We start from the raw sequence: 26,931 nt of genomic DNA, 5'->3' as shown, positions 1-26,931 counted from the left end.
CTTTAAAAAAATGTAAGTAGTATACATAATTTTGTTGCAAAACCACGTTTATTCAATTTTGTTACATTTGCGCGCTTAATTATGAAACGCTTCTTCCAAATTATTTTACTCCTAACCCTATCGGTGGTTTTCCTAAGTGGTTGTTCTAAATTTAAAAAAATTCAGAAGAGTGCTGATATGGATAAGAAGTACGAAGCTGCAGTGGCCTATTATAATAATAAGGAATACTACAAAGCTTTAATGCTTATGGAAGAATTGGTTACTATATACAGGGGGAGTTCAAAAGGCGAAATGGCCCTTTATTACTTTGCTAAAAGTTATTATAAAACCGATGACCTTATAAGTGCAGCATATTATTTCGAGACATTTACCAAGACCTATGGCAATAGCCCTTTTGCCGAAGAGTGTGCCTACCTGATTGCCTATTGCAATTACCTTCAATCGCCCAAAAGCTCTCTCGACCAGGAAAGCAGCTATGAAGCCATCAGGCAATTTCAATTGTTTATTAATCACTATCCAAACAGCAGCTACATTAAAGAATGCAATGCGCATATTGATGAATTATATGCCAAGCTGGAAGAAAAAGAATTTAATAGTGCCCTAATGTATTATAAAATGCAGGATTACAAAGCCTCCATTGTAGCTTTAAGCAATATTATTAAAGACCATCCTCAAACAGCGAACAAACAGCAGTGTTTGTATTTAATAGCAAAATCTTCTTACATTTACGCCTTCAAAAGTATCGAGACTAAACAAAAGGAACGTTTTGAAGCAGCACTGGGAAATTGTAAACAGTATCTTGAAAATTTTCCTGATGGCAAAGAAAATGCTGAGGTAAAAGAATTGCTTGCCCGATCAGAAAAGTTCTTATTGAAATTAGCAGAACAAAAAAAAATTTAATAACATAAATAAAATGAGCGTACCAAATGAAATTATTACCAGAAACCTGGTAGATTTTGAAAAGAAAACCGCAAACCTGTACGAAAGCATTGCAATAATTGCAAAGCGCTCTAATCAGATATCGGCTAAAGTAAAAGAAGAGTTGAGCGAGAAATTAAACGAATTCCAATCGCATTCAGATAACCTAGAAGAAGTATTCGAAAATCGTGAGCAAATTGAGATTTCTAAATACTATGAGCGTCAACCAAAGGCAACTTTGGTTTCGTTGAGCGAATTTATGGATAACAAAATATATCATCGAAATCCGAGTAAGGAATCGTAATTTATCTTAAAAGAATGTTGAAACTGCTGAATAAATTTCAGCCGTTTTTTTTTGTCTAAGTATGAGTTTAAGTTTTTTTGGAATTGAATATTTATAACTTTGTAAAACCTTTAACCAGCATCTAATTCAAATGAAATATAGCGTATCAATAGAAATAGACCGTCCTATTGCCCAAGTAATTGCAGCTTTTGACAACCCAGAAAATTTAAGTAAGTGGATGCAGGGTTTACAAAGCATTGAGCATATAAGCGGCATTCCCGGGCAGTTGGGGGCTAAGTCAAAAATAAAATTTAAAACGGGCTCACGCGAAATTGAAATGATAGAAACCATCACTAACCGAAATCTTCCACATGAGTCTGCAAGCACCTATGAAGCCAAAGATGTTTTCAATATTGTTATCAATAAATTTGAAAAAATTACAGATAATAAAACCAGGCATATTACAGAACAGGAGTTTCAGTTGAAAGGGATGATGAAACTTATAGGCTGGCTAATGCCGGCTGCATTTAAAAAGCAATCGTTAAAACATCTTACCGATTTTATAAACTTTGTTGAATCAAACTGAGCCCGCTTAAAACCAATATAAACAGCAACACAACAACTTGGTAAAAAATAGCAAACACAATCACGATATGAAATTAAAATACTTTGCTTCGGTTCTTGTAACTATACTAGTATACGCTATTCCAACAAATGCTCAGCCTGGCGAATGGATATGGATGAATGGTACATCAAATTTGGCTGGAATGCCGGTACATGGAACTCAAGGCATACCAGCACCCGGCAATACTCCTGGTGCCGTGTATGAAGGTGCCTGGTGGACCGATACTGCCGGCAACTTTTGGCTTTATGGAGGACAGCATGATGGCTTTTTGAATGTATATGCTGATATGTGGAAATTTAATCCGGCCACAGCAGAGTGGACATGGATAAAAGGTCCCGGAGGGGCTTATGGAATATCTCCTGTATTTGGCACCAAGGGAGTAGCCAATGTAAACAATACACCGGGACTTCGCGCATGGGCACCTTCATGTTGGACAGATAAACAAAATCGTCTTTGGATGTTTGGCGGCAATGGTGCCAATGGTGGCGATCTTAATGACTTGTGGATGTATAATATTACAACAAATAACTGGACTTGGATGCATGGCCCTCAAAATGGTACCAATGGAAATTTCGGGGTGAAGGGAGTTCCATCACCAAACAACCTGCCACCTGCACGGCATGAATGCAGTGCTACCTGGGTTGATAGTACCGGTAACTTATGGCTATATGGCGGATACCTTAATTTTGGAGAAGGTGGCGACCTTTGGCAATATAATGTGGTTACCAATGAATGGACTTTTATGGCAGGGAGCACGCTTGCCGCTGTATTCCCAAATTGGGGCGCCAAATATATTGCTGCTGCTACTAATTACCCTGGTTGTCGCAATACCTATACCAGCTGGAAAGATGCTAATAATGGACTTTATATGTTTGGTGGAATGCACAATGATGCAGTAACCAATGATACCTACAACGATGTTTGGCTTTTTGATATAAATACGAATTTGTTTACATGGGTAGGCGGCACTTCAAATGTAATAACAACAGGTAATTATGGCGCTACCTGCGATCCTGATTTTAATAAAGTTCCTACTACACGTTTTGAAAACAGTTCTTCTACCGAAGATGCCTGCCACAATATGTGGATGTTTGGAGGTAACCACGGATTAGCGCAAACAGCTATATTAGGTGATTTCTGGCATTTTAATTCGAGTAATTATGAATGGACCTTGCTTAGTGGCGACACTACGTTACAGAGCAGCGGCTACAGTTATGGTATCAAAGGTGTTTCGTCACCAACCAACAAACCTCCGGCAAGGCAAGGCGCTTACGCATGGATGGATAAACAAAATAATTTTTGGCTGTTCGGTGGTACAAATTCCAGTTTTCAAATGCGAAATGATATTTGGAAATATCAGTTAGATACGGCTTGTATACAATACAATTTTAATTGCTCAACAGTACCTGCATTGCCTGTATGCGCATTTGAATCAAGTGACACTATTCTCTGCGAAAAATCTGCCATCGACTTTTTTGATTTAAGCAGTGGCAACCCTTCAACCTGGTCGTGGACTTTTACAGGTGCTGTGCCATCATCTTCTACCTTGCAAAATCCTTCCGGTATATATTATGCAACCTATGGATCTTTTCCGGTTACATTAGTTATAAGTAATGGTGCCGGAAGTGACTCTTTAACATTGGTAAGTTTTATATCTGTGGTTCCCAATCCACCAAAGCCAAATTTGACTTTTAATGGAACAGATCTTTGCAGTGACCCTGCGGTTGCATACCAGTGGTTTTATAACAACACACTAATTGCAAATGCTAACGGGCAGTGTTATACGCCAATGCAACTTGGCAACTACTATGTTATCATTACTGACACCAATGGTTGTCAAACCGCTAGCGATGTTTTCGCAGTAAATAATGTAAGCGAGAATAATGAACATCACATTCAGTTATTTCCAAATCCTGCAAATGATGCATTAACTGTGGATTGGAACATCATCTCGCAAGCAATAAATAACTTGTCTATAACAGATCAACAAGGAAGGGTTATTAAAAGCATCACAAGCAGCTCAAATGCAAATCGCCAAATAATTGATGTTTCAGATTTAGCTGTAGGGATGTATTATTTGCATTTGCAAACAAAAAGTTCGACCATTAATCGCAGGTTTATAAAACATCACTAGTCCATTAGCAACCCATGGTTTGTCGAACAGCGATGTAAACCTCTCCCCCGGCCCCTCTCCTTCAGGAGAGGGGAGAATACAATGAATTTCCTAAAATTACTTGCTCAATTTTAGCTTCGCCATTATTAACATAATGTATGTTAGTAAATTGGTCCTGCCCTATACTACATCAAAGACCTGAGCACATATTTTTGTTACCCTAGGAAAAAGTATGGCAAACGCAAAAAATATTTTGACATTCGACATTGAAGAATGGTTTCACATTTTAGACAGCCTTGATTCTATTCATCCCGATAAATGGAATTCACTCGAGAGCAGGATAGAAGGAAACATGGAAATTATCTTCCGCATTTTACAAGAGAACAACATGAAAGCTACCTTTTTTGTGGTTGGTTGGATTGCCGATAAATACCCACACCTAGTTAAAAAGATTTCTGCGTTAGGATTTGAGATAGGTTCTCATAGCGATCAGCACCAAATTATCTGGCATCAAAACAAACGCGAATTTGAAAATGATTTAATTTCATCGATAAGTAAACTAGAACAACTTTCGGGAAAAGCAATTACCATGTACCGAGCTCCTGGTTTCTCTCTTGTGCCATCGGTAAGTTGGGCTTTCGACATACTTGCAAAGTCTGGTATAAAGGTTGACAGCAGTGTGTCTTCCACTTGTTATGGTTATAATGATGGTAGCACTTTTACTAGTTTAACCAAACCTGCAAAAATTATTACCGATAATGCAGTTATTAAAGAATTGCCCATGAGCAGTTTTTCAATGTTTGGTAATAAGGTTGCTTATGCAGGTGGTGGATGGTTCAGGCTTATTCCCTCCTTGGTGCTTGAGCGATTATTTGCCAATTCAGATTATTCATTGTCTTACTTTCACCCACGTGAATTTGATAAAAATCACCCGGCAATTAATGACTTGCCCCTATTGCGAAAACTTTTATGCTATTATGGTGTAAAAAATTGCGAGCAAAAGTTAATTTACATTTTAAAGAAATATCAATTTACTGATATTACTGATGCAGTCAATACTATTGACTGGAACTCTTGCCCTCAAATAAATCTTACAAACAAACAAGTGTCTGCTCAGTTGGCATATTAGTACTCCAATTTTTTAATGAGCAATTGTAACCTTGCGGGAATATAACTTTCCTTTTGCTTCCAAATGTATGGTATAAATTCCTTCTGCAAATAATTTGGTTTCTATTAACGTGGCAACATCCGTCAACTTTTTGTTAGCTACCAATTTTCCCACATTATCAAACATTCGGACTTCGGTATTTTGCTGTATTAAGCCATCGGGCAAAACAATTTTTATCCAATCATTAGCCGGATTGGGTGTGATTTGAACTTGTTGTAACAAGTTGTTTTCGTATAGTCCAACATGAATTGTATATGCATCTGCAGCAGAAGCACAACCATTACTATCGGTAATAATCACATAATAGTTTCCATCCTGCGTAAACACATAATACGGCAAGGTACTTAACACTACTGTAGGATTAGAAACTTCATACCATGCATAGGAAACACCGGGCGAAGAATACAGGGTATCATTACTAAGTGTTATAGTTGGCTTGGGGGGATTTTGAAAACTTGTAATAAAACTGGAAAAGGTAACACTATCACAGCCTGCACCATTACAAGCAACTAATGTAACATTATAACTGCCATAGTTATTGAAACAAATACCTATTGGATTCTGCGCGGTGCTCGAACTTGGAGCTGCATTGGTAAACGTCCAACTCCACGAAGTAGGATTGTTTTGTGAAAGGTCGAAAAAATCGACACATTGTTTTTCACAAAAAAGCGTATCGGTACTCGATATATTTACGATTGGCAGAACCGAAACTGTAAATTGTACAGTATCGCTACTAATACAGCAACCGTTAACATTACATATAATGGAATAGAAAGAACCCGATTGATTGGGCAAATAATAACTTCCATTGCCCAATACCTGTACATTCCCAACCTGATACCAGGAGTTTGCAAATGCTCCGTTAGAGAAAATGGTATCGCCCGAAACAGTCAATGAAACCTGAGGAGGATTTGCAACAACGGTAATAAATCCAGGCATGAGCACCGTATCGCAACCAACATTATTACATACGATAAACTCAACATCATAGGTGCCGGCTGTATTATAACAAATCGAAGTGGGATTTGCGTTGTACGAAGTCGTAGTACTTGCTCCTGGAAAACTCCATGCATATAACGTGGGCGCGCCTAAAGCAGTACTTGTAAAATCAATGCATGCACCTTCGCAAATAGTAGTGTCACTGCTAAAAAAGGCAGCTATAGGTGGCTGATTGCCACAAGGTGCCGGAGGTGTATATTCCCATAAGTCGTTGCTTAGCGTTGAGAAATTATCATTCTCAAAGCCATGGCCCACATATGCTTTACAATCTACAACGAAGGCAATACCATGTTCACGGTTTCCACCCGGAAAGTTGGCTAATGCAGTCCATGAGTCCGCTACAGGGTCATATTGATAAAGTTGATTGGTACAAACTGAACCCCAATTATTAGAACCAATAACTACATATCCATAATCGCCCATGGTAAAGGTATTTGCCTCTGTTAAACCAAGGCCCGGTTTATTTGCTTTTTGAGTCCAATTATTAAGTAGCGTATCATACTCCCACCAATCATTTTTTCCAATTCCGATATTTGTAATTTCACCACCAAGACCCAAGTAGCCTTTTCCATTTATGGATAAGCCTGAAGCGTATATTTTTGCTGCTCCTCCAAAGTCAGCTTTCTGCGTCCATGCATTTGTACCGGGGTCATACGCCCAAAATATTTTTTGATAGCCGCTGCTCGTTCCAGTACCTACATAAAACTTTGAACCTATAGCCATACCAACACCACCAAAAAGACTACCCATTCCCATAGATGCTTTCGCAGTCCATGTATTTGCAACCGGATCAAACTCATATAAATCGTTAAACGTAGTTCCATTGTAACCTCCGCATAAATATCCCTTACTGCCTATTGATGCAGCCATTGCGCGGTAACGTCCTGTTCCGGGTACATTTGCCTTCTGTGTCCATGAATTCAAAATGGGATCATATTCCCATACATCGCTAAAAAATGTACTACTAAAATCGCCACCAGCACAAACATATCCTTTAGTACCTATAGAAAATGATGATGCTCCCATTCGCGCAATTCCGGGACAATTGGCCATTTGTAACCATGTATTCTGTGCATTTGAAGAGAGCACAATTGCGAAAAATAAAAATGTAATTCTGATTTTCATTGGCTTTAATTTTTTTATGTTTAAATGATTTAGGTGCGTTTCTTAATAAAGTAAGACCAAATGTATGAATTAATAAAAACAAACAACCTATTTTCTTATTTTAAATATTAAGCTGGGCTACAGTTGTTTATAGACGACTACTCTTTTGAAGCAATTGCCTTAGCTGGTTTAAGGGAGAATTGCTATCTAAAAAACTTTATACTCATACTATATGGAAAAGCACATGGAAATTAGTATGTATTAAAAAATATCTTAGACTAATACCCTTATCCATTAGGGTCATAAAGTCAACCATATGAATAAATAGAATTCTGAATGATTCATATTTGATGAGCACTTTTTGCAAAAAAGTGAATCCAATTCTTTCAATTAAATATGTTTGAATGATAGTAAAATTATCCTTTGGTTTCTTAAACGAAATATAAGCACGTTTCATTTGCAACCATTCATTTTTGTTAAACTATTGAAGACAGAAAAAAAGATTGCTGCTTATTCTTTACCTTGGCACAAAATTAATATCTTATTTAAATTCAGGTCTTCGCATGAAAAAAATTCTAATCGTTCCATTTGTTTTGTTCTCACTGTTAACTTTAAATGCACAAACGTTTGTAAAAATCATCAACAATAATATCCCTTTTGATTTTGCTTATTCGGGGGTTTATGCATTGCAAACTTCGCAAGGCGACTATATGCTGGCTACTACAGTTAATGATAGCGTTGGCAGCAACATCATGGTGATAAAACTTAACTCCACAGGTTCCATAATTTTGCACAACGAACTCTTACAACCTCTTTATCTTGAAAATGCTTCGAATGCAATGATAACGCAGGCAGGAGAACTTGTAATTGGAGGAGCCTTTAACGAACCAAATAAAATTTACGATGATGAATTATTATTAGCTAAAACAGATTTAAACGGCAATCAGGTTTTTATGAAAAACCTTACTTCGTCAGGAATTTGCTGTTGGGATTTTGCAACCGGAAATATTTTTGAAACAGCCAATAATAACTACATACTTGGTGGGATTGGCTTTGGCATATCCTCTATAATCGGATACGCACGCCTAACGGATAGTGCGGGCAATAATTTGAAAACATATTCGCTCGGCACTAGTCACAGGTTAGAAGCCATCATCGAAAATTCGGCAGGGGATATTATTATGGGTGGAAAAGATTTTAACCTCAATAGGGCGGTGCTTACCAAACGCGATGTCAATACAACATTCAAATGGTCAAAAACATATGATAAGGGCTTAGGAGGCTCCATAAAAAACACTTCCATTACGGATATTATTCCACTACCAACAGGATATTTGCTTGCTGCAAAATTCCCAAACCCCACCACAGGAAAAGATGATCTTTGGATATTGGAAACTGACTTGAATGGAGATACAGTTAAAACAGTTACATATGCTAACGAAGGCAATATATTTGGATTTAAGCCCACTTATAACGGTTATGCGTTAGCAGTTATTGATTCGAATACTACGAGTGGCTATGACTTTAAAATTATTTTTATTGATAATAATTACAACATCATTACACAACGCAATTACGGCACATTAAATACTGATGTACTTTATAGTTTTGAAAAATGCAGCGATGGCGGATTTATAATGAGTGGACTTACCTACGATAGCACCTTCATATATAATGCTCTTGTAATAAAAACTGATTCGCTGGGATGTGTTGCTCCGGCAGCAAGTTTTACGTGGAAACAGGCTAACCTGGCAAACACAGTAGCAGGCATTGATTTTACAAACACATCGCTCACTGGTATAATCGATACTGCTGCAACTTACTTATGGAATTTTGGCGACAATAGTTTTAGCAGCTTAAAAAACCCTCAACATATCTATGCTGCGCAAGGCACATACCCGGTATCGCTTACGATAACTACTGCCTGCGGCAGTAGCACTTTCCAAAAACTTGTAACAGCTACCTGCACCGGAACATTCAATTACTTTTCACATACTTCAATGTTGCTAACCGGTATCTTTAATGACCCCGACCCATCAGGCACTTCGTGGAGTTGGAATTTTGGAGATAATGGCACATCGTCCTTAAAAATCCAACACACGCTTATCTGAATGTGGGAACCTACTACGTTTGTTTAACCAAAACAAATACATGCGGTTCTTTTACGCTATGCGATTCGGTAAAAATTGAATGTCCCTCACCACTATTAAACATTGGCGCTAATCAAACGCTTTGCCAGGGGCAAAGTGTGTTGCTTGATGCCGGGAATCCGGGAATGAGCTATTTATGGAGTAATGGCGCTACTACCCAAACCATATCGGCAACTACTTCTGCTACGTATATAGTTACGGTTACTAATAGCTGTAACGGTTTTTCCACAGATTCCGCTACGATTAATTTTATCGCCCCGCCCCAGTTCAACTTTGGAAACGACTCCACCATTTGTATGAACGATACCCTAACTTTTAAAAATTCCCCACAGCCTGGATTTACGTATCAATGGTTTGTAAATAATAATCTGGTTGCTCAAGCAGACTCGCTTGTCTATAATTTTACTCAGCTAGGCAATTATACCATAAAAGTTATTGCTACTAATCAAAGTTGTATTGACAGTTCACAAATAAAAATCGAAGTCAATCCTATTGCTCAATGTACCGGCACTCCCCTAACCTATTGTACTCCTACATACACCACTGGCACCTCAGCAGGAGACTATATCAAACGTTTTGGTGTAAACACATTGCTAAATATAACAGGCAGTCAGGGAGGACCTGCATACAATGATTACACTAACCTACAAACTAACATTACAGGAAACGTTTCATATACATGGACATTTGAATTCAACACTGTCAATAGTATGCTTTCGAAAATGTGGGTAGACTTTAATATGGATGGAACATTTGACGAACCTGCAGAAAGAATATATATGCAAGCAGTGAATAGCGGAATTACTACTACTAATTTTTCTATTCCTTCAACAAAATTTTATGGTGGACTTACCCGCTTACGATTGGTGTGTGCTGATGTTGCCAGCTATAATCTCTTACAGCCCTGCAGCACATACGATCATGGCGAAACAGAAGACTATACGCTTAACCTTATTAATCCAACCAATGCTCCTATTGCTGATTTTTTAGCCAGCGATTCAACCATTAAACTTAATGAGTCTGTTACCTTCACAAATTTGGCATCAAATAATGCTACTACATTTAATTGGATATTTACCGGTGCGAGTCCGGCAACAAGTACCGCTGCAAATCCTGCAAATATTACTTATGCGACACCGGGCTGTTTTGAAGTATCCCTCGTGGCAAGCAATAGTAATGGTAGCGATTCGGAGATAAAAACATGTTTTATTGATGTAGCTAACAGCATTGCTATAAACGAAACTAACATTAACGATTTAATCATACTTAATGAAAATAACGATGGAGATTTTTATATAGATAACAAAAGCAACAGGCTATTAACTTTTATTGTATATGATGATTTGGGAAGAATAGTGTTTACAAAAACTTCGGCAGATCAAAAAATAAAAATAAGCTTAACGAATTTGCAACAAGGTTTGTACATAATAAAAGCGAGTTCTGAAAAGGAAACGAAAATTGCCAAAGTGATAATTTCAAAATAAAGCCAAAAATTTGCAGGTTATTATTTTAAAATTTCAACCTAATTTAAATTCAGTTCTCAACAACCGCATAGTCGAGTGAATGTTCACTTGGCCATATACGCTGCTCTCTTGCGCAATGCTGCATATTTACCCATTTATATAAATTTCCATTCTACCATTGCCATTAACCCTATCAATGGAATTAAAATAGCTGCTTTTTTCTTTATGATACTATATAACCTGGCAACAATATCACCTTAAAAAAAAGAAACTATGTTATGTTATGGTAAGTATATACGTTGGCTTGGCTTTGGTGCTTGTGAATAGAATGAAAGCATTAAAAATACTTTCTTATATTTACTTACACATGCGGTTCGGAACATGTCGGAGAGCTTATTATTCTTAAATGAAATCGCACACCTTTTGAGATTGGCTGCATTCCTAAAAAAAGAATTTAATTATATCCTCCCCTTCTCCCAATGGGTTCTGCGTTGGCCTGCGGCTAAGCAGTTATCGAGCACTTTATCTACTTTTTCCAAATCAAGATTTTCGTGATAGTCCTCCCCTATTTGCATCATAGGGGCGGTGCCACAGCTTGCAAGGCATTCAACTGTTTTAAGTGTAAACATGCCATCGGGTGTGGTTTCGCCCTCTTTTATATTTAATTTTTTTTCAATGTATCTAACAATATCCTCGGCACCCATAAGCCAGCAGGGTCCTGTGCGGCACACTTCTATCAGGCATTTGCCCACAGGCTTCAGATTGAACATGCTGTAAAAGGAAGCAACCTCGTACACTTCGATGGGTTGAATTTTTAATAAACCCGCTACGTAATCCATGGTTTCGGGGCTCAACCAACCATCACATTCGGCCTGAGCAATATGTAGTACTGGTATTATGGCCGACTTTTGTTTACCCGCAGGGTATCGCGACTTAATTTTTTCTACTAATACCAATGCCTGATCTGAAAACAATTGTTTACTCATTTTGTACAGTGATAATTAATTATGGGACTTTTCTCCAAGTAATTTTTGATTGCTAATATCCATTTTCAATTGCTTTAATGAATTGTAATGATTTTGTGCAATAACCGAATTGCGGCTTATTTTTCGTGGCCCTTCAATTTTCCAATCGTTCATATTTTTTTTATCAAAACGACAGGTGTTACATATCCAACCGGTTTTTCCATTTTCATCATCTTCAATTTCGCCATAGGTATCTTTTCGCCCTGTAACACGAAGCACCTCATTACTGCTAGCCCACAGCGTAACCTTACCACAACACTTATCGCAATCGCGATGCGCATCTATCGGCTTGGTAAACCACACACGGCTTTTAAAACGGAACGTTTTATCGGTAAGAGCACCAACAGGACACACATCAATCATATTGCCACTCATTTCATTATCGATGGCATTTTGTATATAGGTAGATATTTCGGCAACATCGCCACGATTGATTACGCCATGCACACGACCCGGGCACAGTTGATCGGCCACCTTTACACATCGGTAGCATAGAATACAGCGATTCATGTGCAACTTGATTTTGTCGCCTATGTCAATCATGGGAAAGGTTCTGCGTTTAAATTCGTATCGTGTGCCTTCTTTTCCATGTTCATATCCCAAATCCTGCAAGTGACATTCGCCTGCCTGATCGCACACCGGACAATCGAGCGGATGATTGATTAATAAAAACTCAACTACACCGGCACGTGCTTCAAGTACTTCGGGCGAAGTTATGTTTTGCACTTCCATTCCATCCATAACTGCAGTGCGGCACGAGGCTACTGGCTTTGGCATTGGGCGTGGATCCTTCTCGCTACCTTTGGTTACTTTTACTATGCAGGTGCGGCAATAGCCTCCACTTGTTTTTAATTTGCTGTAGTAACACATAGCAGGAGGCACAATTTCGCCACCTATCATGCGTGCAGCATTGAGTATCGTAGTCCCATCGGGAACTTCTATTGTGTGGCCATCAATGGTAACCTTTGCCATATACTTAAGATGATTTGCGTGCGAAAATAGAAATAATTTTCTCCAAATAAATGCAACCTGCATTTGATATCAACATATCTACAATATTTATCATTTTATAGCAGCCTTGCTTTTTTGCAATTTCAGTTTGTTGTTTAAATTCCCGACAATTGAGGCGTGAAATAAAACAAGCCAATATTTTTGAGAACTTATTAATTTTGCCGCCTCGGCTTTATAATCGACTATGCAATTAGTACCAATAGATTTTGACCCATTTGATGATGGCAGTAATGACAAATTACAAAGCCATGTTACTACTTCGGTGCAACGGGAAATATTCGCCAATGTGGCCTTTGGCGATGATGCCGCCAATTGCAGTTACAATGAATCGGTTACACTGCGTATAGAAGGACCATTTAACGAAAATTGCCTTCAGGATGCCATTACTTTTGTTATTAAATCGCACGAATCGCTTCGCACCACCTTTTCCAATGAAGGCGATATGATGCTGGTACACCCTTTTACATCTTTTGAACTTGCCATAATAGACCTTACTGCCTACACCGCTTATGAGCAAGAAATGCAGCTTAAAGAAATTACACATGGAGAAGTTACTGCGCCCTTTGATTTATTAGATGGACCCTTGCATGATTTTAAACTCATACGCAATTCTGAAACGCTAAATCATCTGATTATTACAGCTCATCATATTATTTGCGATGGATGGAGCATAAGCGTATTGATAGCAGATATATGCAGTGTGTATAATCAATTACTTAACGGACAAGCGCCTTACTTAAAAGAAGTAAATAAGTATAGCGAGTATATAGATCACGAACTTAAATTTGAAGCATCAACAGATTATAAAACCACATTAAATTTCTGGAAAAATATTTTTAAAGATTCTGAATTTGATTTTGAGTTAAACATCGATAAACTAAGGCCATCGTTACGCACTTACAATGCGCAACGTATAGATGTAGCGATGCCTGCAGCATTGGTGCAGCAAATTCGTGAAGCAGCTAAAAATGCACAGTGCAGTTTTGTAAATTACATGATAGCCTCTTTCGAAATTTTCCTTAGTAAACTTACCGGAAAATCAGACGTATCACTTGGCCTACCTGCTGCAGGGCAAAGTGTTACAGGCATGTATCACCTGGTTGGACATTGTGTGAATTTATTACCACTTCGCTCTAAAATTAACAGCAAAAATACGTTTGGCGAATATGTTGCTGTGCGTAAAAAGGAATTGCTCGATTGTTTCGATCATCAACAATTTACCTTTGGAACCCTTGTTCGCGAAATGAATATTCCTCGCGATGCGAGTAGAATTCCTGTGGTGCCTGTTGCCTTCAATATCGATTGGGGCATTACCGAAGGATTAAACTTTCATAATTGCAAAACTTCGTTTTCAAGTAATCCACGGTTTTATGAAAACTTCGAATGGTTTGTAAATATTACTGACTGCGATGGCATCTTAACGCTGGAAAGCAACTATAATACTGACTTGTTTGATGCCGATATCATGCGTGATCATATTGATGCCTATTTCCATTTACTTAGTTTGCTCACTGCTAATGCAGATATCAGGCTCGATATGGTACAGCTTATCACTCCTGTACAAGAAAGGCAATTCGATTTATGGAATGATACATTCCATGAGTTTGATACCAACCTGACACTACCGCGCTGGTTTGAAAAAATTGCCGATACCTTTCCTGAAAACATTGCTATACAATCAAAAAAGGAGACAATTACCTATCTTACACTTAATGCTCAGGCAAATCAACTTGCGCATATGTTGATGGCAAAAGGCGTAAACCCCGGTGATGTAGTGGCATGTTGCATGCATCGTTCTTTTGATTTGATTACTGCTTTTATTGCTATACAAAAATGTGGTGCTGCATACATTCCTATTGACCCCGAATACCCTGCTGATCGGATAAATGCAATGCTGCATGATTCGCAATCTAATTTTCTCGTTACCGAGACATCGATAAAAGAGAAATTTGCTTTTACAACAACATATATCGTCATAGTAGACAAAGGCTGGCAACATGGTTGTCAGGCCTCGGCTATCAACCCGGCTGCGTTAATCAACTCTGCACACAATGCCTATATACGCTATACATCAGGAAGCACAGGCAAACCTAAAGGAGTAGTTATACAGCAGGTTTCTATTGTCAACCTTATTAATTCATTTTTAAGAATTACTGGTCTCAAAGCAGGCGATACCTCCATTGCACTTACAACAGTTTCATTCGATATAAGCGAACTTGAAATACACTTACCACTGGTATGTGGAGCTACCATGTATTTGTGCTCGCGCGAAGAAAGCATGGACCCTGTAAACCTGTCAGATATAATAACAAAATATAAGCCTGCATTAATGCAGGCAACTCCTGCAACCTGGCGTAGTATGATGGATGCCGGATGGGCCGGAAGTAATTCTCTAACCATTTTATGTGGTGGCGAGGCACTACCGGTTGACCTTGCAACCTTTCTATCGCAAAAGTGTGGGCGCCTTATCAATGTTTACGGCCCTACCGAAACCACTGTGTGGAGCGCGTTTTATGAAATAGCGCCTTTGCGTGGCAACGAGAGTGCACCTGTGCGCATTGGCAAAGGAATTGACAACACACTGATTTATGTGCTTGATGCTAACATGAAGCGTGTACCGGTTGGTGTTGAAGGCGAAATATATATTGGAGGTATTGGTGTTGGAGGTGGATACTATAAGCAACCTGCACTTACTGCCGAAAGATTCATAGCAGATCCATTTGACTTTAGCGGTCTTACATTAATATACAAAACCGGAGATAAAGGCAAGTACGACTCTTCGGGCAACTTGATATATACTGGGCGTGCCGACTTTCAGGTAAAAGTTCGTGGTTACCGTATTGAGCCAGGCGAAATAGAAACCCTCTTAAGTGCGCATCCTGACGTGAGCCAAAGCGTTGTTATTGCTCGCAAAGATGCCCTTGGCCAAAATAATCTCTATGCGTACGTGACCCCCAAACTAAACCTAGCAGTATCAAATGAAAACACTTCTCATTCCATTGATTCATTACTTAGTTACTATACTAGTGAGCATAAAAATACAGCTAGGCTCAATCAAATTCGCGAATTACAAAAACAATCGTTTGTTACTGTGCGGCATTATTTGCGCTTACTCAAAAAGCCTCGCATCTGTGTCATAGGCAATGGTCATGAATGGCTTTATAGCAAGCTAAAAAATGAAATCTCATCTTATGCTGGTTTCGTTTTTGACTCATTGCCCGAAAGCTATTCGGAATTCAATGCAGAAAGTGCCGTTCCATTTAATGTGCGGCAATTTGATACTACCGCAATGGCCGAGATTAATGAAAAATATGACCTTGTAATTTTAGATAGTATAACATCATTGTTAGAAAGCGAAGACAAACTGATATACCTTCTTCAAACCATGTCGGGTTTGCTTGCCAATGATGGAGCTATGCTTATACTTAACATAAAAAGCAATTCGCTTTCGAAACTAGGTAATTTTTTTGGAAGCATCGAAAAAAGCACCATAGATGCTACATTAAGTTCAGTTAAAAAACAAATTGAGATAGATGAGCAAAACAATTCGTTGCTGCAGTTGGATAGTGAATGGTTTGAATTAAATCGTGAAAAATTCGGAATTGTTGGCCATGTGGAATGCCATGCTAACTTTAATGCAATCCCTGCAGTTTCAAAATATTATTTTCATGCATGGCTTGATAACTCCACTTCTAAAAGCGATGTAACGTTGCGCGAACTAAATTATCGTAAAGACATACTAAACAAGACACGCATAAACTTATTGCTTTCGCAGTTCATCACTGAAATAAAGATAATGCGCGATATTCCCTGCGATGCGGTAATGAAAGAATGTGAAGCTCGCAACCTTGCCGAACTAGCAAACGAAAAAAGCCTTTTAAAAGATTTAAAAAAGCTATATCAGAAAACCGAAGAAGCAGTAAGCTACGAAGAGTTGAAACGCCTGGCTGATTCACGCGAATATTTTTTGAAAATAAATTTCGACTCAAAACAAGAGTCAGCTAAATTTGATGCAGTCTTTATACCTTTTTCCAATTTACAAAATGGCAAACACTATTCGCTTCCCCTAGCCTCATCAACTAAAAAAGTATTAACCAACAAATCGGTTAAGCAAAGTTCAACAGCCAAAGTTGATATGCTTAAGAAGTACCTTGAAGCCAGGCTCCCTGCGTATATGATGCCGGCAGGCTACATGTGGTTAAACGAATTTAAGCTTACACCTGCAGGAAAAATAGATCGCAAATCGCTACCGGAAATAAAAGCTATAAAGTCCGAAACACGTGATGAAAAACCAAAAACGAATACAGAGCAAAAAATTGCAGCTATATGGAGTGAACTATTAAAATTATCGAAAGTAAACCGCAATGATAATTTTTTTGATCTTGGTGGACACTCGCTCATGGCTGTTAAACTGATGATTGAAATAGAAAAGTCGACAGGAAAGCGACTACCGTTGGCAATTTTATTTACCCACCCAACCATCGAGTTACTGGCAAATGTTATTGACAATGTTGTTTCAATTGAAAAACCCAACGCGCCCGAAGAAGATGTATGGCGCAGCCTTACCGCAATTCGTGAAACAGGCAATCGCCCTGCCATGTTTTTTGCACACGGAGTAAGCGGTAATGTTTTTAAATACTATGCACTTGGCAAATTGCTGGATGATGAAATTCCAGTTTATGGTTTACAAGCTAAAGGGTTAAATGGAATTGATAAACCATTTTACGATATTATCGAAATGGCAAAATACCATATTGCAGAAATATTAAAAGTACAACCATCGGGCCCGTATTATATTGGTGGAGGAAGTTTTGGCGCAGCCCTTGCTTACGAAATTGCACAGCAACTTACAGCGATGAATAAAGCCGTTGGTTTGGTTGCATTGTTTGATGCCGAGGCAGCTACCAAAACCGAATTCATGGCACCTGTTCAAAAACAAGTGGCCGAATTATTTATACGAAGCAAACGGGCTATCAATAGACTAAAAGCCATTAGCCAAAATTCGTTGAGTGACAATATCAGTTACCTTAAAAACAAAATGATCTTGCAACCTGACGAACGAAAAGAATTAGACGAATTACTTGACAAAAACGAAATACAAGAAAAGTTTGGTGCCGATAGTGCTTCTTACTTTAATGAATTAGAAGATGCATGTTACATAGCCTTAAAAAATTACAAACTCCAACCGTATGAAGGTAAGGTCGTTTTATTTCGCGCTATTGATGGATTTTATGGAATTGATTACGATCAGGATTTAGGATGGGGAAAATATGCGCAGGGTGGGTGCAAAGTTGACATGGTTGAAGGAGGGCATAATAGCATTTTCGAATATCCTTATGTAGCAGGCCTAGCCAAAGCACTTCAAAAATCTATTGATGATTATAAAAAGTAATTTTTGTCTGCTTGAAAAATTCCAATTCGGCTTTCTTCTATAATTCAACACAGGCATTACCCCGCCTCGAAAATGATTTAATGCCTTACCACATAGAAGGGAAAACTGCATTAGCAATTTTTAAAATTAAAGACTTACAACTAGTACCCGAAAATTTAACAGGACATTTATCAAATAATGAAAAGGAGCGCATGTTGCGTTTTCGTAAAGTTGAAGATCGCAGCAGATTTGTTTATGCTCATAATTTAAAACGATTGTTGCTTGCTTCTGTACTAAATTTAAGTCCAGCAGATTTGCAGTTTGACTTTACACCCAATAATAAGCCTCTTTTGTTAAATGCAAAATTGCATTTTAACTTATCGCATTCGCATGATACCGTTTGTGTAGCCATTAATTCGCATCAGGAAGTTGGTATTGATGTTGAACAAGTAAGAGAATCTTTTGACTTTACTGACTTTATACAAAAGAACTATCATGTAGATGAAATAGAAATTATTGAACAGGAAAAAGCCCCATTCTCAATTGAGCAGTTTTTTAAATTTTGGAGTCGAAAAGAATCATTACTAAAAGCTACCGGACTTGGAGTTTTTTCTGGCTTAAACTTATTAAACATGACTGATGGAATTAAGCAATTCCATGCGGATAAAATAACCGGGACACTATACCATATAAACTCCATGCGCCTGTGGTCTTGCTGGCTTAGTGTTTGTCATCCAACTAACACTCCCATCCACTATCTGGATGCTAATGTTTGGCTGGAAAAAGAATTATCAAAACTATGAGTGAAAAAATAAACATGTGGTCAGGGCCACGCAATATCTCAACTGCGCTCATGTATTCGTTTGCTCAACGGACAGATACTCTGGTGGTAGATGAACCTTTATATGCATTTTACCTTCATACAACAGGTTTGCAACATCCCGGCTGCGAAGAAGTGTTGAAATCGCAATCCACAGATGGAAACCAAGTAGTTGATCAAATACTTCATCCGGCAAGCGATAAACCGTATGTGATATTTAAGCAAATGAGCCATCATTTGCTTCATCTCGATTTGAGTTTTTTACTATCATGCAAAAATTTTCTTTTGCTCAGGCATCCAGCACGAGTAATTAATTCATACATAAAAAATATTGCAAACGTATCGGAAGATGATTTGGGGTTTAATTCCTTGGTTAAAATCTTTGACTATTTAAAAGAAAATAAGCAACCGTTAATAACAATTGACTCTGACACGCTGATAAAAAATCCTGAACAGGCACTAACTATCCTGTGCAATAAATTGCAAATTCCTTTTGATAAAAACATGCTGCACTGGAAGGCTGGAACAAGGCCGGAAGATGGCGTTTGGGCAAAACATTGGTACGAAAATGTACATCAATCAACAGGGTTACACTATGCTGAAACACCTATACCTAAACTCGAAAAAAAATACGTACCACTTCTTGAAAAGTGCTTGCACGATTATTATTTATTAAAATCTAATGCCATTGAAATATGAAACAAAAATTTAATCCAAAAAATGAGAACATAAAAATATTTGTCGGTAATAAATTATATGAACGTAATGAGGCCCGGGTGTCTGTATACGATAGCAGTGTGCAAGGAGGAGATGCCGTATGGGAGGGCTTGCGGGTATATGATGGCAAAATATTTCAGCTACAAATGCACTTAAACAGGTTGAAGGCATCAGCACATGCACTTATGTTTGAAAATATTCCTTCCGAAGAATTTATCCGCCAAGCAATTAATGACACATTGGTTGCAAACCAAATGCATTCGGATACCCACATACGTTTAACGCTTACACGAGGAGAAAAGATAACCTCCGGCATGGATCCAAGATTAAACCAAAAAGGATGTACACTCATCGTGCTGGCCGAATGGAAATCACCGGTTTACGATAATCAAACCGGAGTATCGCTATTTACTTCATCTATCAGAAGAAACAATCCTAATTTTCTGGATAGTAAAATACACCACAACAATCTGCTAAATAATGTACTTGCTAAAATACAAGCCAACCTTGCTGGCGCAGATGATGGATTGATGCTTGATCATCATGGATTCGTGGCTGAAACAAATGCGTGTAATATTTTTATGCTTAGCGAAGGTAAATTATTTACACCAACAGCCGACAGTTGCCTGCATGGAATAACCCGAAAAACCATTCTCGATATTTGCAAAAAAACAGGAATTGAAGTGGTAGAAAAAAATATTTCACTGGTTGAATTTTATAATGCCGACTTTGCGTTTACCACCGGAACTATGGGCGAGTTAACACCGGTAAACAAAATAGATGGTCGAATTATTTCGCAAAAAGCGCAAGCGCTTTTCGACACATTATTAAACGAGTTTAAGAACCTCACCTTTACCGCTTCGGAGAAGATATATTAATTACTTCACCGCAAGTACAACTTTAGGCTTGCATAACTATGCTTGATGGCTTACCTTTGCCATGCTAAAAAAATGGGGCCGACAGGTTTCGACAGCGGGATTTACCGGCTGGCAAGCATGCAGTGTATTGCAGGAGTGACACTTTAATCCTAACCTTCAAAAACTTCAAATGGCGAAACAACTTTCGCTCTTGCCGCTTAATCAGAGATTAATCAGCAATGTCCTTCACGGTGCTCCTCCTTACTGCGCTGTGTCTGGGCATCATCAATGTGAGGATAGCTTTGCTCCGTTTCGAAGCAAAGTGAAATAAAGAAACTTAAGCAGTCTATTGGAGTGCACACTATCCCAGGGCTGACGAAAATCAATAGCGTGCTAAGCATGTAGAAAACCTTCGGGTAACTTGTTTGGACGTGGGTTCAAATCCCACCGGCTCCACTTATTATAAGGTAAGTTAACCTTATTACCTTCGGAAGAAATTAAAATTTTCTCCTTTGAAAAGTGCCACATCCTTTTTTGGCTAGACTTAGAATCTGCTATAACGATTCTATTTCAATACCCTCCGCACATTTAAAATGCCCTTTAGGGCATTGTTTATAACCGTGAATGCCACAAGGTCTACATTCAGGTTTTATGGTTGCTTCAACAATTCGCGAACTAGTACTTAAGGGGCCAAAACCAAATGCAGGAATGGTACTGCAAAAAAATGCAGTTACTGGTGCATTCATGCTGCTTGCTATATGCAGGGGTGCCGAATCGTTTACATAGCACATGGTGGCACCTTGCATTAATGCTGCAGACTGCAACAGCGATAACTTACCTGCTAAATTTACAATGTTTACATTTTCTGATTGCTTACGAATACTCTCGCAAGCTTCAAAATCGGTGGGTGCGCCTAACAGATAAATTGTGCCGGATTTAATTTTATTGCAAAGCATAACCCACTTAGGAAGCGGCAACTGCTTGGTAAACCAAACCGATGTTGGCGCCATGCAACAATACTCCTGAGTTTGGTATTGACTAATAAATGCAAAATCATCTGCCGATGGATAAAGCTTCGGTTTCGAAGCCTCATCATCTGTAAAGTGTGCAATCAACATTTGATTTCGCTGCGTTTCGTGCAAACCATTATATAAACTGTGTTTTACCTTTCTGGTAAAAAATATCGACAGGGGATTTTTATCAAAACCAACCTTTTCCTTTGCTCCTGACATTGCGCATATTAATCCGGAACTTGCAAAGCGATGTGCATTAATAATGGTATCATACTTTTGCCTTCTGATTAATAAGATCAGAGACAATAGATTTTTGATTTTATTTTGTTTTTTATCCCAAAACCAAACCCGATGTATATGCGGATGGCTTGAAAGCAAAGATTCATTCCCTTTTCTTACGAGAAAATCAATTTTACAATCAGGATAACAGGAGTGCAGTTTTTCTACTAATGCAGTAGCTAATATAACGTCTCCAATAAAAGCTGTTTGTACTAATAAAATTTTTCGGGGACTATTCATATTAAATCGAATGACGAAAGTATTAAAAAAACAGCACGAATATTTAATCATTGATGGATTGAACCAATATTTTTTAGCAATAATTTAGGTAACAGCCTGAGTTTGACTTACGTTAATTAAAAAAATAAAGTCACCTTTGCACAACAAATTACCAATGCTTCGACACCAGTTTTTACAATCGCTAGCGCAAACATCGCCATCGCCACTGATGCTTGAAATAAGCCATGCTTCGGGGTGTACACTTACCGATACAAATGGCAAGGAGTATCTTGATATGATTTCGGGGATAAGCGTAAGCAATGTAGGACATCGTCATCCTAAAATTATTGAGGCTATACATAAGCAATGCGAATTGTACCTTCACCTGATGGTTTATGGTGAGTATGTACAATCGCCACAAGTACTATTGGCTGAGGCGTCGACAGAAGTATTACCTAACACACTTAACACTTGCTATTTTACAAACAGCGGCACTGAAGCAATTGAGGGATCAATGAAACTGGCCAAAAGGGTAACTGGAAAACCGCGCTTTGCAGCTTTCTACCGATCCTATCATGGCCATACGCAAGGAGCTATGAGCCTTATGGGCAGTGAATATTTTACGGCAAGCTATGCTCCGCTCCTACCCTGTATTGACTTTTTACACTTTAACAAGCAAGAAGAGATCAGGAAAATAACGTCTGACACAGCAGCAATTTTCATAGAACTAGTAAAGGCAGAAAACGGATGCATACCTATTGACCCGAATTTTTTGGCAGCCATTATTAAAAAATGTAAAGACACTGGCACACTAATAATTCTTGACGAAAATCAAACCGGCTTTGGACGCACAGGAAGTTTATTTGCTTTTCAACAATTCGATTTTGTTCCGGACATACTCGTCTTAGGCAAAGGCATGGGTGGTGGTATGCCCATAGGTGCATTTATTGCAAACCATGAACACATGATGCAACTAAGCCACAATCCGGTGTTGGGTCATATTACTACCTTTGGAGGGCATCCGGTTTGTTGTGCTGCTGCCCTAGCCAATTTGCAATTAATTGCAAATGAAATAAACCTTAACGAGATTAAACTTAAGGAAGCATTGATATGCGAGCAACTCAAGCATCCATTAATAAAAGCGGTGCATGGCCTCGGATTATTACTTGCTATAGAATTCGAAAGTGAACAGATAAATCAACAAATCATAAAACATTGCATAGAGCAAGGCGTAATTACAGACTGGTTTCTATTCGCCCCAAATATGCTAAGGTTAGCGCCTCCGCTAACTTGCACCAATGATAATATTACCTATACTTGCCGCACCATAATTAACAGTTGTAATAAAATATTAATCTAAATATAATGACAGTACTAATAGTTGAGGATGAACGAAGCCTCTCGCACGAATTAGAAATTTATCTTACCAAGCACAGTTATAATTGCGATGTAGCGTTTAATGGAAAAACAGCTACTGAAAAAATCTTTGTCAATAATTATGACTTCGTGCTACTTGATGTTAACCTTCCCGATATTAATGGCTTTGAAATTTTAAAAGAATGTAAAAAACAAAATGTGGAAAGCGCCATCATTATGCTTACAGCCCGCGGAGAAGTAAATGATAAAATAATGGGGCTTGAGTTGGGTGCTGACGATTATCTTGCCAAACCGTTTTCATTGCCAGAATTAAATGCACGCATGCAGGCTATACTGCGCAGAAAACATGGTTTAAAAAACATCGTTATCAAGATTAACGAATTTGATATGGATGTACAAAACAGAACCGTAACTGCCAATGGCAACCTAGTTAACTTAACCAAGAAAGAATTTGACCTGTTGCACTATCTTACCCTAAATAAAAACAGAGTACTTACTCGTGTGCAACTTACAGAACATATATGGGGCGATGTTATGGAAGATGATTATGATAGTAATTACATCGATGTTCATATAAAAAATTTACGTAAAAAACTGGCAGGTAGTGGCAATGCCGATTTTATTGAAACCGTTCGCGGTATTGGCTATCGTGTAAACCTGCAAGAGTAATTTCAATTCCAATTATAAGTTTTAACCTTATGCGCTTACAGCTCAAATTTGCAATATACAATGCATTAATCAAGCTGGCTATACTAGGCGTGCTTGCAATTGTTTTACCTCCTTTGATAGAAACCATCAGCTATCATTACATCGATCGTCAATTGGACGTGCATTATGAAAAACTTATGCGCGTAATAAATAAAGGAGGACTACAACAGATAATTGAAGAAGACTGCAGCTACGATGATTATAACATCCTGAAACAAGAGTTTGTAGAAGTGCACTCACTTGAAAATTCGAGTCGGCCGCTTAACACCAAAACATTTAAAACCGAAGAGTGGGATGTGGAAGGTGACAAACTTTTGTACCGTGTAATACATACCGAGTTTATTTACGACAACCAACTCTATGAATTAAATATAGGAGAAAGCATTGAGGGTATAACCGAATTAAAAAACGCGTTTATGAAGTACGGATTACCTTTTTTTAGCATCTTTTTGGTAATTACTTTTTTTATAGACTTAGGCTTTGTAACTCTGGTAATGCGGCCATTTAATAAAATTGTTACTAAATTTAAAAATGCCAACGACCCATTAAAATATGAGCCAAAACCCATTAAAACCAGCACTTTTGAGTTTGGCTACATGGATCATACTTTTGAAGAGCTTATGCTCGATATTAAAAAGGCATTCAACAATGAAAAAGAATTTATAGGCAATGTATCGCACGAATTACTTACTCCACTATCCATCATGCAAAATCGATTTGAAAATATTTTGGCAGAAGGAAAAGCTGATGATGAAACTGCGGTAAAAATTTACGAATCGCAGAAAACAATAAGCCGGCTTACCAAAATAATCCGTGCCTTACTTATGATATCAAAAATAGAAAATGCACAATACCTCCGCAACGAAACGGTAGATGTAAAACAAACAGTTGAAGAGGTAATAGGTGAACTGGAAGAACGCCTCGACCAAAAACAACTGACGATACAACTTGACCTTAAGCCCTATGCTATTGAAAAAGGCAATCATGCATTATTGCATACAATGCTGTACAATATTGTAAATAATGCAATAAAATACAATAAAGAAAAAGGATCAATTACCATTATCCTAAGCGATAGACATCTAACTATTTCTGACTCAGGTAAAGGAATAGAAAAAGAAAAACTACCTCTGATATTTGATCGATTTAAACGCTTCAACACCAATGAATCCAATAGCTTTGGACTTGGATTAAGCATTGTAAAAACTATTGCACATTTTCATGACATTCAAATAAGTGTTGAATCAAAGGAAAATGAGGGTACACAATTCATGCTTACATTGCCCAACTAAAAAGCTACTTTTGCAATCTTTCAATATTCTTACTTATGAGTTCAGTTTCTATTCCAAGCGGTACCCGCGATTTTTCGCCTGTTGAATTACGCAGACGCAACTATATTTTTGATATAATTAAGCAAGCATTTGTCAGGTTTGGTTACTCGCCCATAGAAACACCGGCCATGGAAAATCTTATTACGCTAACCGGAAAGTATGGCGATGAGGGCGATCAATTGTTGTACAAAATATTAAACTCACGTATACATGAATCAAAAGACAAAGAAAAACTGCAAGCAGAATTTAATCGCTCCTTAGCAGCTTCTACCAATAGTAGCGTACTAACTGAACGCGCTTTACGATATGACTTAACTGTTCCATTTGCGCGTTATGTGGTAATGCATCGTAATGAGATAACCTTACCTTTTAAGCGAAGTCAGATACAGCCTGTATGGCGCGCTGATAAGCCTCAAAAAGGACGCTATCGTGAATTTTTCCAATGCGATGCTGATGTTATTGGAAGCAAATCTCTTTGGAACGAAATTGAACTTATTAAGTTGATTGATTATATTTTTACAAAAATCAACCTTGGCGTATGTATAAAATTAAACAATCGCAAAATACTATCAGCGCTCGCACTAATGTGCGATGCAGAAAACAAAGTAATCGATCTTACGGTAGCTATAGATAAGCTTGAAAAAATTGGTATGGATAAAGTACTAGAAGAGTTGCAGTGTAAAGGGTTTTCGACAACTGCCATCGAAAAACTGCTTCCAATATTAAACCTGACTGGCAGCAACGAAGAAAAAATAAACACATTAAAAGTTACTCTTGCAAACTATGAATTGGGAGTAGCTGGCCTGGACGAGTTACAATATGTTTTGGAGCAGGTTAAAACGGTAAAAACAAAAATCGAAATTGACTTAACCCTTGCCCGAGGTTTAAATTATTATACCGGAGCCATTATAGAAGTAACGGTAAATGACTCGCGCAGTGCATTTACATCAAGCATTTGCGGTGGCGGACGGTACGATGACTTAACCGGAATATTTGGAATGCCGGGAGTATCAGGCGTAGGAATTTCTTTTGGTGCCGATAGGATCTATGATGTATTGCTTGAATGTAATTTGTTTCCTGACTTTGGGGTGCAAGATGAAAGTTATATGTGCGTTAACTTTGGTAATACCGAAGCACCTTATGCGGCAGCCATCGTTGATAAATTGCGTGCTGCCGGAAAATCATCCATATTGTATCCCGATGCGGATAAGATAAAAAAGCAAATGAGTTATGCCAATAGTTATAATTTCAAGTATGTAATTGTAGCTGGTAGTGAAGAAATAGAAAGCAACTCGATTACGCTTAAAAATATGATTTCAGGTGAGCAGCAAAAAATAAGTCTTACAGATTTTTTTGCTATGGTCGAGTAAGTTTTATTTT

Annotated in this window: 19 protein-coding genes and 1 other RNA gene; 16 read left to right on the top strand and 4 right to left on the bottom strand. The window is 38.1% G+C overall.

Annotation, left to right across the window (positions count from 1 at the left end; genetic code table 11):
• Nucleotides 1–81 precede the first annotated feature (81 nt).
• The 5 genes from bamD to IPO27_14240 all read left to right on the top strand — a co-directional run bounded on the left by bamD (nt 82) and on the right by IPO27_14240 (nt 5,068).
• Nucleotides 82–900, top strand: coding sequence for an outer membrane protein assembly factor BamD (bamD, locus tag IPO27_14260; GenBank protein MBK8847634.1), 819 nt, complete (start codon nt 82–84; stop codon nt 898–900).
• A gap of 13 nt (nt 901–913) precedes the next feature.
• Nucleotides 914–1,222 carry a DNA-directed RNA polymerase subunit omega gene (locus IPO27_14255; GenBank protein MBK8847633.1) on the top strand — a complete coding sequence of 103 codons (309 nt, stop codon included), beginning with the start codon at nt 914–916 and terminating at the stop codon, nt 1,220–1,222.
• 130 nt (nt 1,223–1,352) lie between these two features.
• Entirely contained in the window at nt 1,353–1,787 is a 435-nt protein-coding gene (locus tag IPO27_14250) for an SRPBCC family protein (protein MBK8847632.1), read from the top strand.
• A gap of 67 nt (nt 1,788–1,854) precedes the next feature.
• The gene (locus IPO27_14245) at nt 1,855–3,960 is read left to right on the top strand and encodes a T9SS type A sorting domain-containing protein (protein ID MBK8847631.1); all 2,106 of its coding nucleotides are present in this window, start codon (nt 1,855–1,857) and stop codon (nt 3,958–3,960) included.
• Nucleotides 3,961–4,171: 211 nt separating this feature from the next.
• On the top strand, nt 4,172–5,068 hold the full coding sequence (locus IPO27_14240; GenBank protein ID MBK8847630.1) for a polysaccharide deacetylase family protein: 897 nt from the start codon (nt 4,172–4,174) through the stop codon (nt 5,066–5,068).
• 12 nt (nt 5,069–5,080) lie between these two features.
• Here IPO27_14240 and IPO27_14235 read toward each other — a convergent pair whose 3' ends face one another.
• Nucleotides 5,081–7,231 carry a T9SS type A sorting domain-containing protein gene (locus tag IPO27_14235; GenBank protein ID MBK8847629.1) on the bottom strand — a complete coding sequence of 717 codons (2,151 nt, stop codon included), beginning with the start codon at nt 7,229–7,231 and terminating at the stop codon, nt 5,081–5,083.
• 542 nt (nt 7,232–7,773) lie between these two features.
• Here IPO27_14235 and IPO27_14230 point away from each other — a divergent pair.
• Both IPO27_14230 and IPO27_14225 read left to right on the top strand, forming a co-directional pair.
• Entirely contained in the window at nt 7,774–9,321 is a 1,548-nt protein-coding gene (locus tag IPO27_14230) for a PKD domain-containing protein (protein MBK8847628.1), read from the top strand.
• 2 nt (nt 9,322–9,323) lie between these two features.
• Nucleotides 9,324–10,844 (top strand): PKD domain-containing protein, encoded by a 1,521-nt coding sequence (locus IPO27_14225; protein MBK8847627.1) that lies wholly within the window; start codon nt 9,324–9,326, stop codon nt 10,842–10,844.
• 437 nt (nt 10,845–11,281) lie between these two features.
• On the opposite strand, the gene nuoE is transcribed toward IPO27_14225, so the two are convergent.
• Together nuoE and IPO27_14215 are read right to left on the bottom strand one after the other, a co-directional pair.
• Nucleotides 11,282–11,809 (bottom strand): NADH-quinone oxidoreductase subunit NuoE, encoded by a 528-nt coding sequence (gene nuoE / locus IPO27_14220; GenBank protein ID MBK8847626.1) that lies wholly within the window; start codon nt 11,807–11,809, stop codon nt 11,282–11,284.
• A 15-nt stretch (nt 11,810–11,824) separates the two neighbouring features.
• A complete protein-coding gene (locus tag IPO27_14215) occupies nt 11,825–12,820 on the bottom strand; it encodes a (2Fe-2S)-binding protein (protein MBK8847625.1) in 996 nt (331 codons plus the stop codon).
• 223 nt (nt 12,821–13,043) lie between these two features.
• Here IPO27_14215 and IPO27_14210 point away from each other — a divergent pair, with 223 nt between their 5' ends.
• The 5 genes from IPO27_14210 (at nt 13,044) to ssrA (ending at nt 21,083) form a co-directional block, all read left to right on the top strand.
• A complete protein-coding gene (locus IPO27_14210; GenBank protein ID MBK8847624.1) occupies nt 13,044–18,251 on the top strand; it encodes an amino acid adenylation domain-containing protein in 5,208 nt (1,735 codons plus the stop codon).
• An 11-nt stretch (nt 18,252–18,262) separates the two neighbouring features.
• The gene (locus IPO27_14205; protein ID MBK8847623.1) at nt 18,263–19,033 is read left to right on the top strand and encodes a 4'-phosphopantetheinyl transferase superfamily protein; all 771 of its coding nucleotides are present in this window, start codon (nt 18,263–18,265) and stop codon (nt 19,031–19,033) included.
• Nucleotides 19,030–19,749 carry an HAD family hydrolase gene (locus IPO27_14200; GenBank protein ID MBK8847622.1) on the top strand — a complete coding sequence of 240 codons (720 nt, stop codon included), beginning with the start codon at nt 19,030–19,032 and terminating at the stop codon, nt 19,747–19,749. Before IPO27_14205 ends, IPO27_14200 begins: the two co-directional genes overlap by 4 nt.
• Nucleotides 19,746–20,645: an aminotransferase class IV gene (locus IPO27_14195; protein MBK8847621.1), complete on the top strand. Its 900-nt coding sequence runs from the start codon at nt 19,746–19,748 to the stop codon at nt 20,643–20,645. Before IPO27_14200 ends, IPO27_14195 begins: the two co-directional genes overlap by 4 nt.
• Nucleotides 20,646–20,719: 74 nt before the next feature.
• Nucleotides 20,720–21,083, top strand: a transfer-messenger RNA (tmRNA) gene (gene ssrA / locus IPO27_14190).
• Nucleotides 21,084–21,178: 95 nt separating this feature from the next.
• Here the strand turns inward: ssrA and IPO27_14185 are convergent.
• Nucleotides 21,179–22,156: a glycosyltransferase family 9 protein gene (locus tag IPO27_14185; protein MBK8847620.1), complete on the bottom strand. Its 978-nt coding sequence runs from the start codon at nt 22,154–22,156 to the stop codon at nt 21,179–21,181.
• A 154-nt stretch (nt 22,157–22,310) separates the two neighbouring features.
• On the opposite strand from IPO27_14185, the gene IPO27_14180 reads away from it, so the two are divergent.
• Genes IPO27_14180 through IPO27_14165 form a run of 4 tightly spaced genes read left to right on the top strand, consistent with a single transcriptional unit; the run spans nt 22,311 to nt 26,921 of the window.
• Nucleotides 22,311–23,495 carry an aspartate aminotransferase family protein gene (locus IPO27_14180; GenBank protein MBK8847619.1) on the top strand — a complete coding sequence of 395 codons (1,185 nt, stop codon included), beginning with the start codon at nt 22,311–22,313 and terminating at the stop codon, nt 23,493–23,495.
• 5 nt (nt 23,496–23,500) lie between these two features.
• The gene (locus IPO27_14175; GenBank protein MBK8847618.1) at nt 23,501–24,181 is read left to right on the top strand and encodes a response regulator transcription factor; all 681 of its coding nucleotides are present in this window, start codon (nt 23,501–23,503) and stop codon (nt 24,179–24,181) included.
• Between the two features lie 29 nt (nt 24,182–24,210).
• Nucleotides 24,211–25,512 carry a HAMP domain-containing histidine kinase gene (locus IPO27_14170; GenBank protein ID MBK8847617.1) on the top strand — a complete coding sequence of 434 codons (1,302 nt, stop codon included), beginning with the start codon at nt 24,211–24,213 and terminating at the stop codon, nt 25,510–25,512.
• Nucleotides 25,513–25,547: 35 nt separating this feature from the next.
• Entirely contained in the window at nt 25,548–26,921 is a 1,374-nt protein-coding gene (locus tag IPO27_14165) for a histidine--tRNA ligase (GenBank protein MBK8847616.1), read from the top strand.
• The last annotated feature ends 10 nt before the right edge of the window (nt 26,922–26,931 follow it).

The sequence above is a fragment of the Bacteroidota bacterium genome, assembly GCA_016714535.1.
In the GTDB taxonomy this organism is placed as follows: Bacteria; Bacteroidota; Bacteroidia; order AKYH767-A; family OLB10; genus JADKFV01.
This window is presented reverse-complemented; position numbering and strand designations above follow the sequence as displayed.

Bases quoted from the DNA above. Each gene is read 5' to 3' on its own strand.
- bamD (MBK8847634.1), top strand. From the start codon at position 82: ATGAAACGCTTCTTCCAAATTATTTTACTCCTAACCCTATCGGTGGTT.
- IPO27_14255 (MBK8847633.1), top strand. From the start codon at position 914: ATGAGCGTACCAAATGAAATTATTACCAGAAACCTGGTAGATTTTGAA.
- IPO27_14250 (MBK8847632.1), top strand. From the start codon at position 1,353: ATGAAATATAGCGTATCAATAGAAATAGACCGTCCTATTGCCCAAGTA.
- IPO27_14245 (MBK8847631.1), top strand. From the start codon at position 1,855: ATGAAATTAAAATACTTTGCTTCGGTTCTTGTAACTATACTAGTATAC.
- IPO27_14240 (MBK8847630.1), top strand. From the start codon at position 4,172: ATGGCAAACGCAAAAAATATTTTGACATTCGACATTGAAGAATGGTTT.
- IPO27_14235 (MBK8847629.1), bottom strand. From the start codon at position 7,231: ATGAAAATCAGAATTACATTTTTATTTTTCGCAATTGTGCTCTCTTCA.
- IPO27_14230 (MBK8847628.1), top strand. From the start codon at position 7,774: ATGAAAAAAATTCTAATCGTTCCATTTGTTTTGTTCTCACTGTTAACT.
- nuoE (MBK8847626.1), bottom strand. From the start codon at position 11,809: ATGAGTAAACAATTGTTTTCAGATCAGGCATTGGTATTAGTAGAAAAA.
- IPO27_14215 (MBK8847625.1), bottom strand. From the start codon at position 12,820: ATGGCAAAGGTTACCATTGATGGCCACACAATAGAAGTTCCCGATGGG.
- IPO27_14210 (MBK8847624.1), top strand. From the start codon at position 13,044: ATGCAATTAGTACCAATAGATTTTGACCCATTTGATGATGGCAGTAAT.
- IPO27_14200 (MBK8847622.1), top strand. From the start codon at position 19,030: ATGAGTGAAAAAATAAACATGTGGTCAGGGCCACGCAATATCTCAACT.
- IPO27_14195 (MBK8847621.1), top strand. From the start codon at position 19,746: ATGAAACAAAAATTTAATCCAAAAAATGAGAACATAAAAATATTTGTC.
- IPO27_14185 (MBK8847620.1), bottom strand. From the start codon at position 22,156: ATGAATAGTCCCCGAAAAATTTTATTAGTACAAACAGCTTTTATTGGA.
- IPO27_14180 (MBK8847619.1), top strand. From the start codon at position 22,311: ATGCTTCGACACCAGTTTTTACAATCGCTAGCGCAAACATCGCCATCG.
- IPO27_14175 (MBK8847618.1), top strand. From the start codon at position 23,501: ATGACAGTACTAATAGTTGAGGATGAACGAAGCCTCTCGCACGAATTA.
- IPO27_14170 (MBK8847617.1), top strand. From the start codon at position 24,211: ATGCGCTTACAGCTCAAATTTGCAATATACAATGCATTAATCAAGCTG.
- IPO27_14165 (MBK8847616.1), top strand. From the start codon at position 25,548: ATGAGTTCAGTTTCTATTCCAAGCGGTACCCGCGATTTTTCGCCTGTT.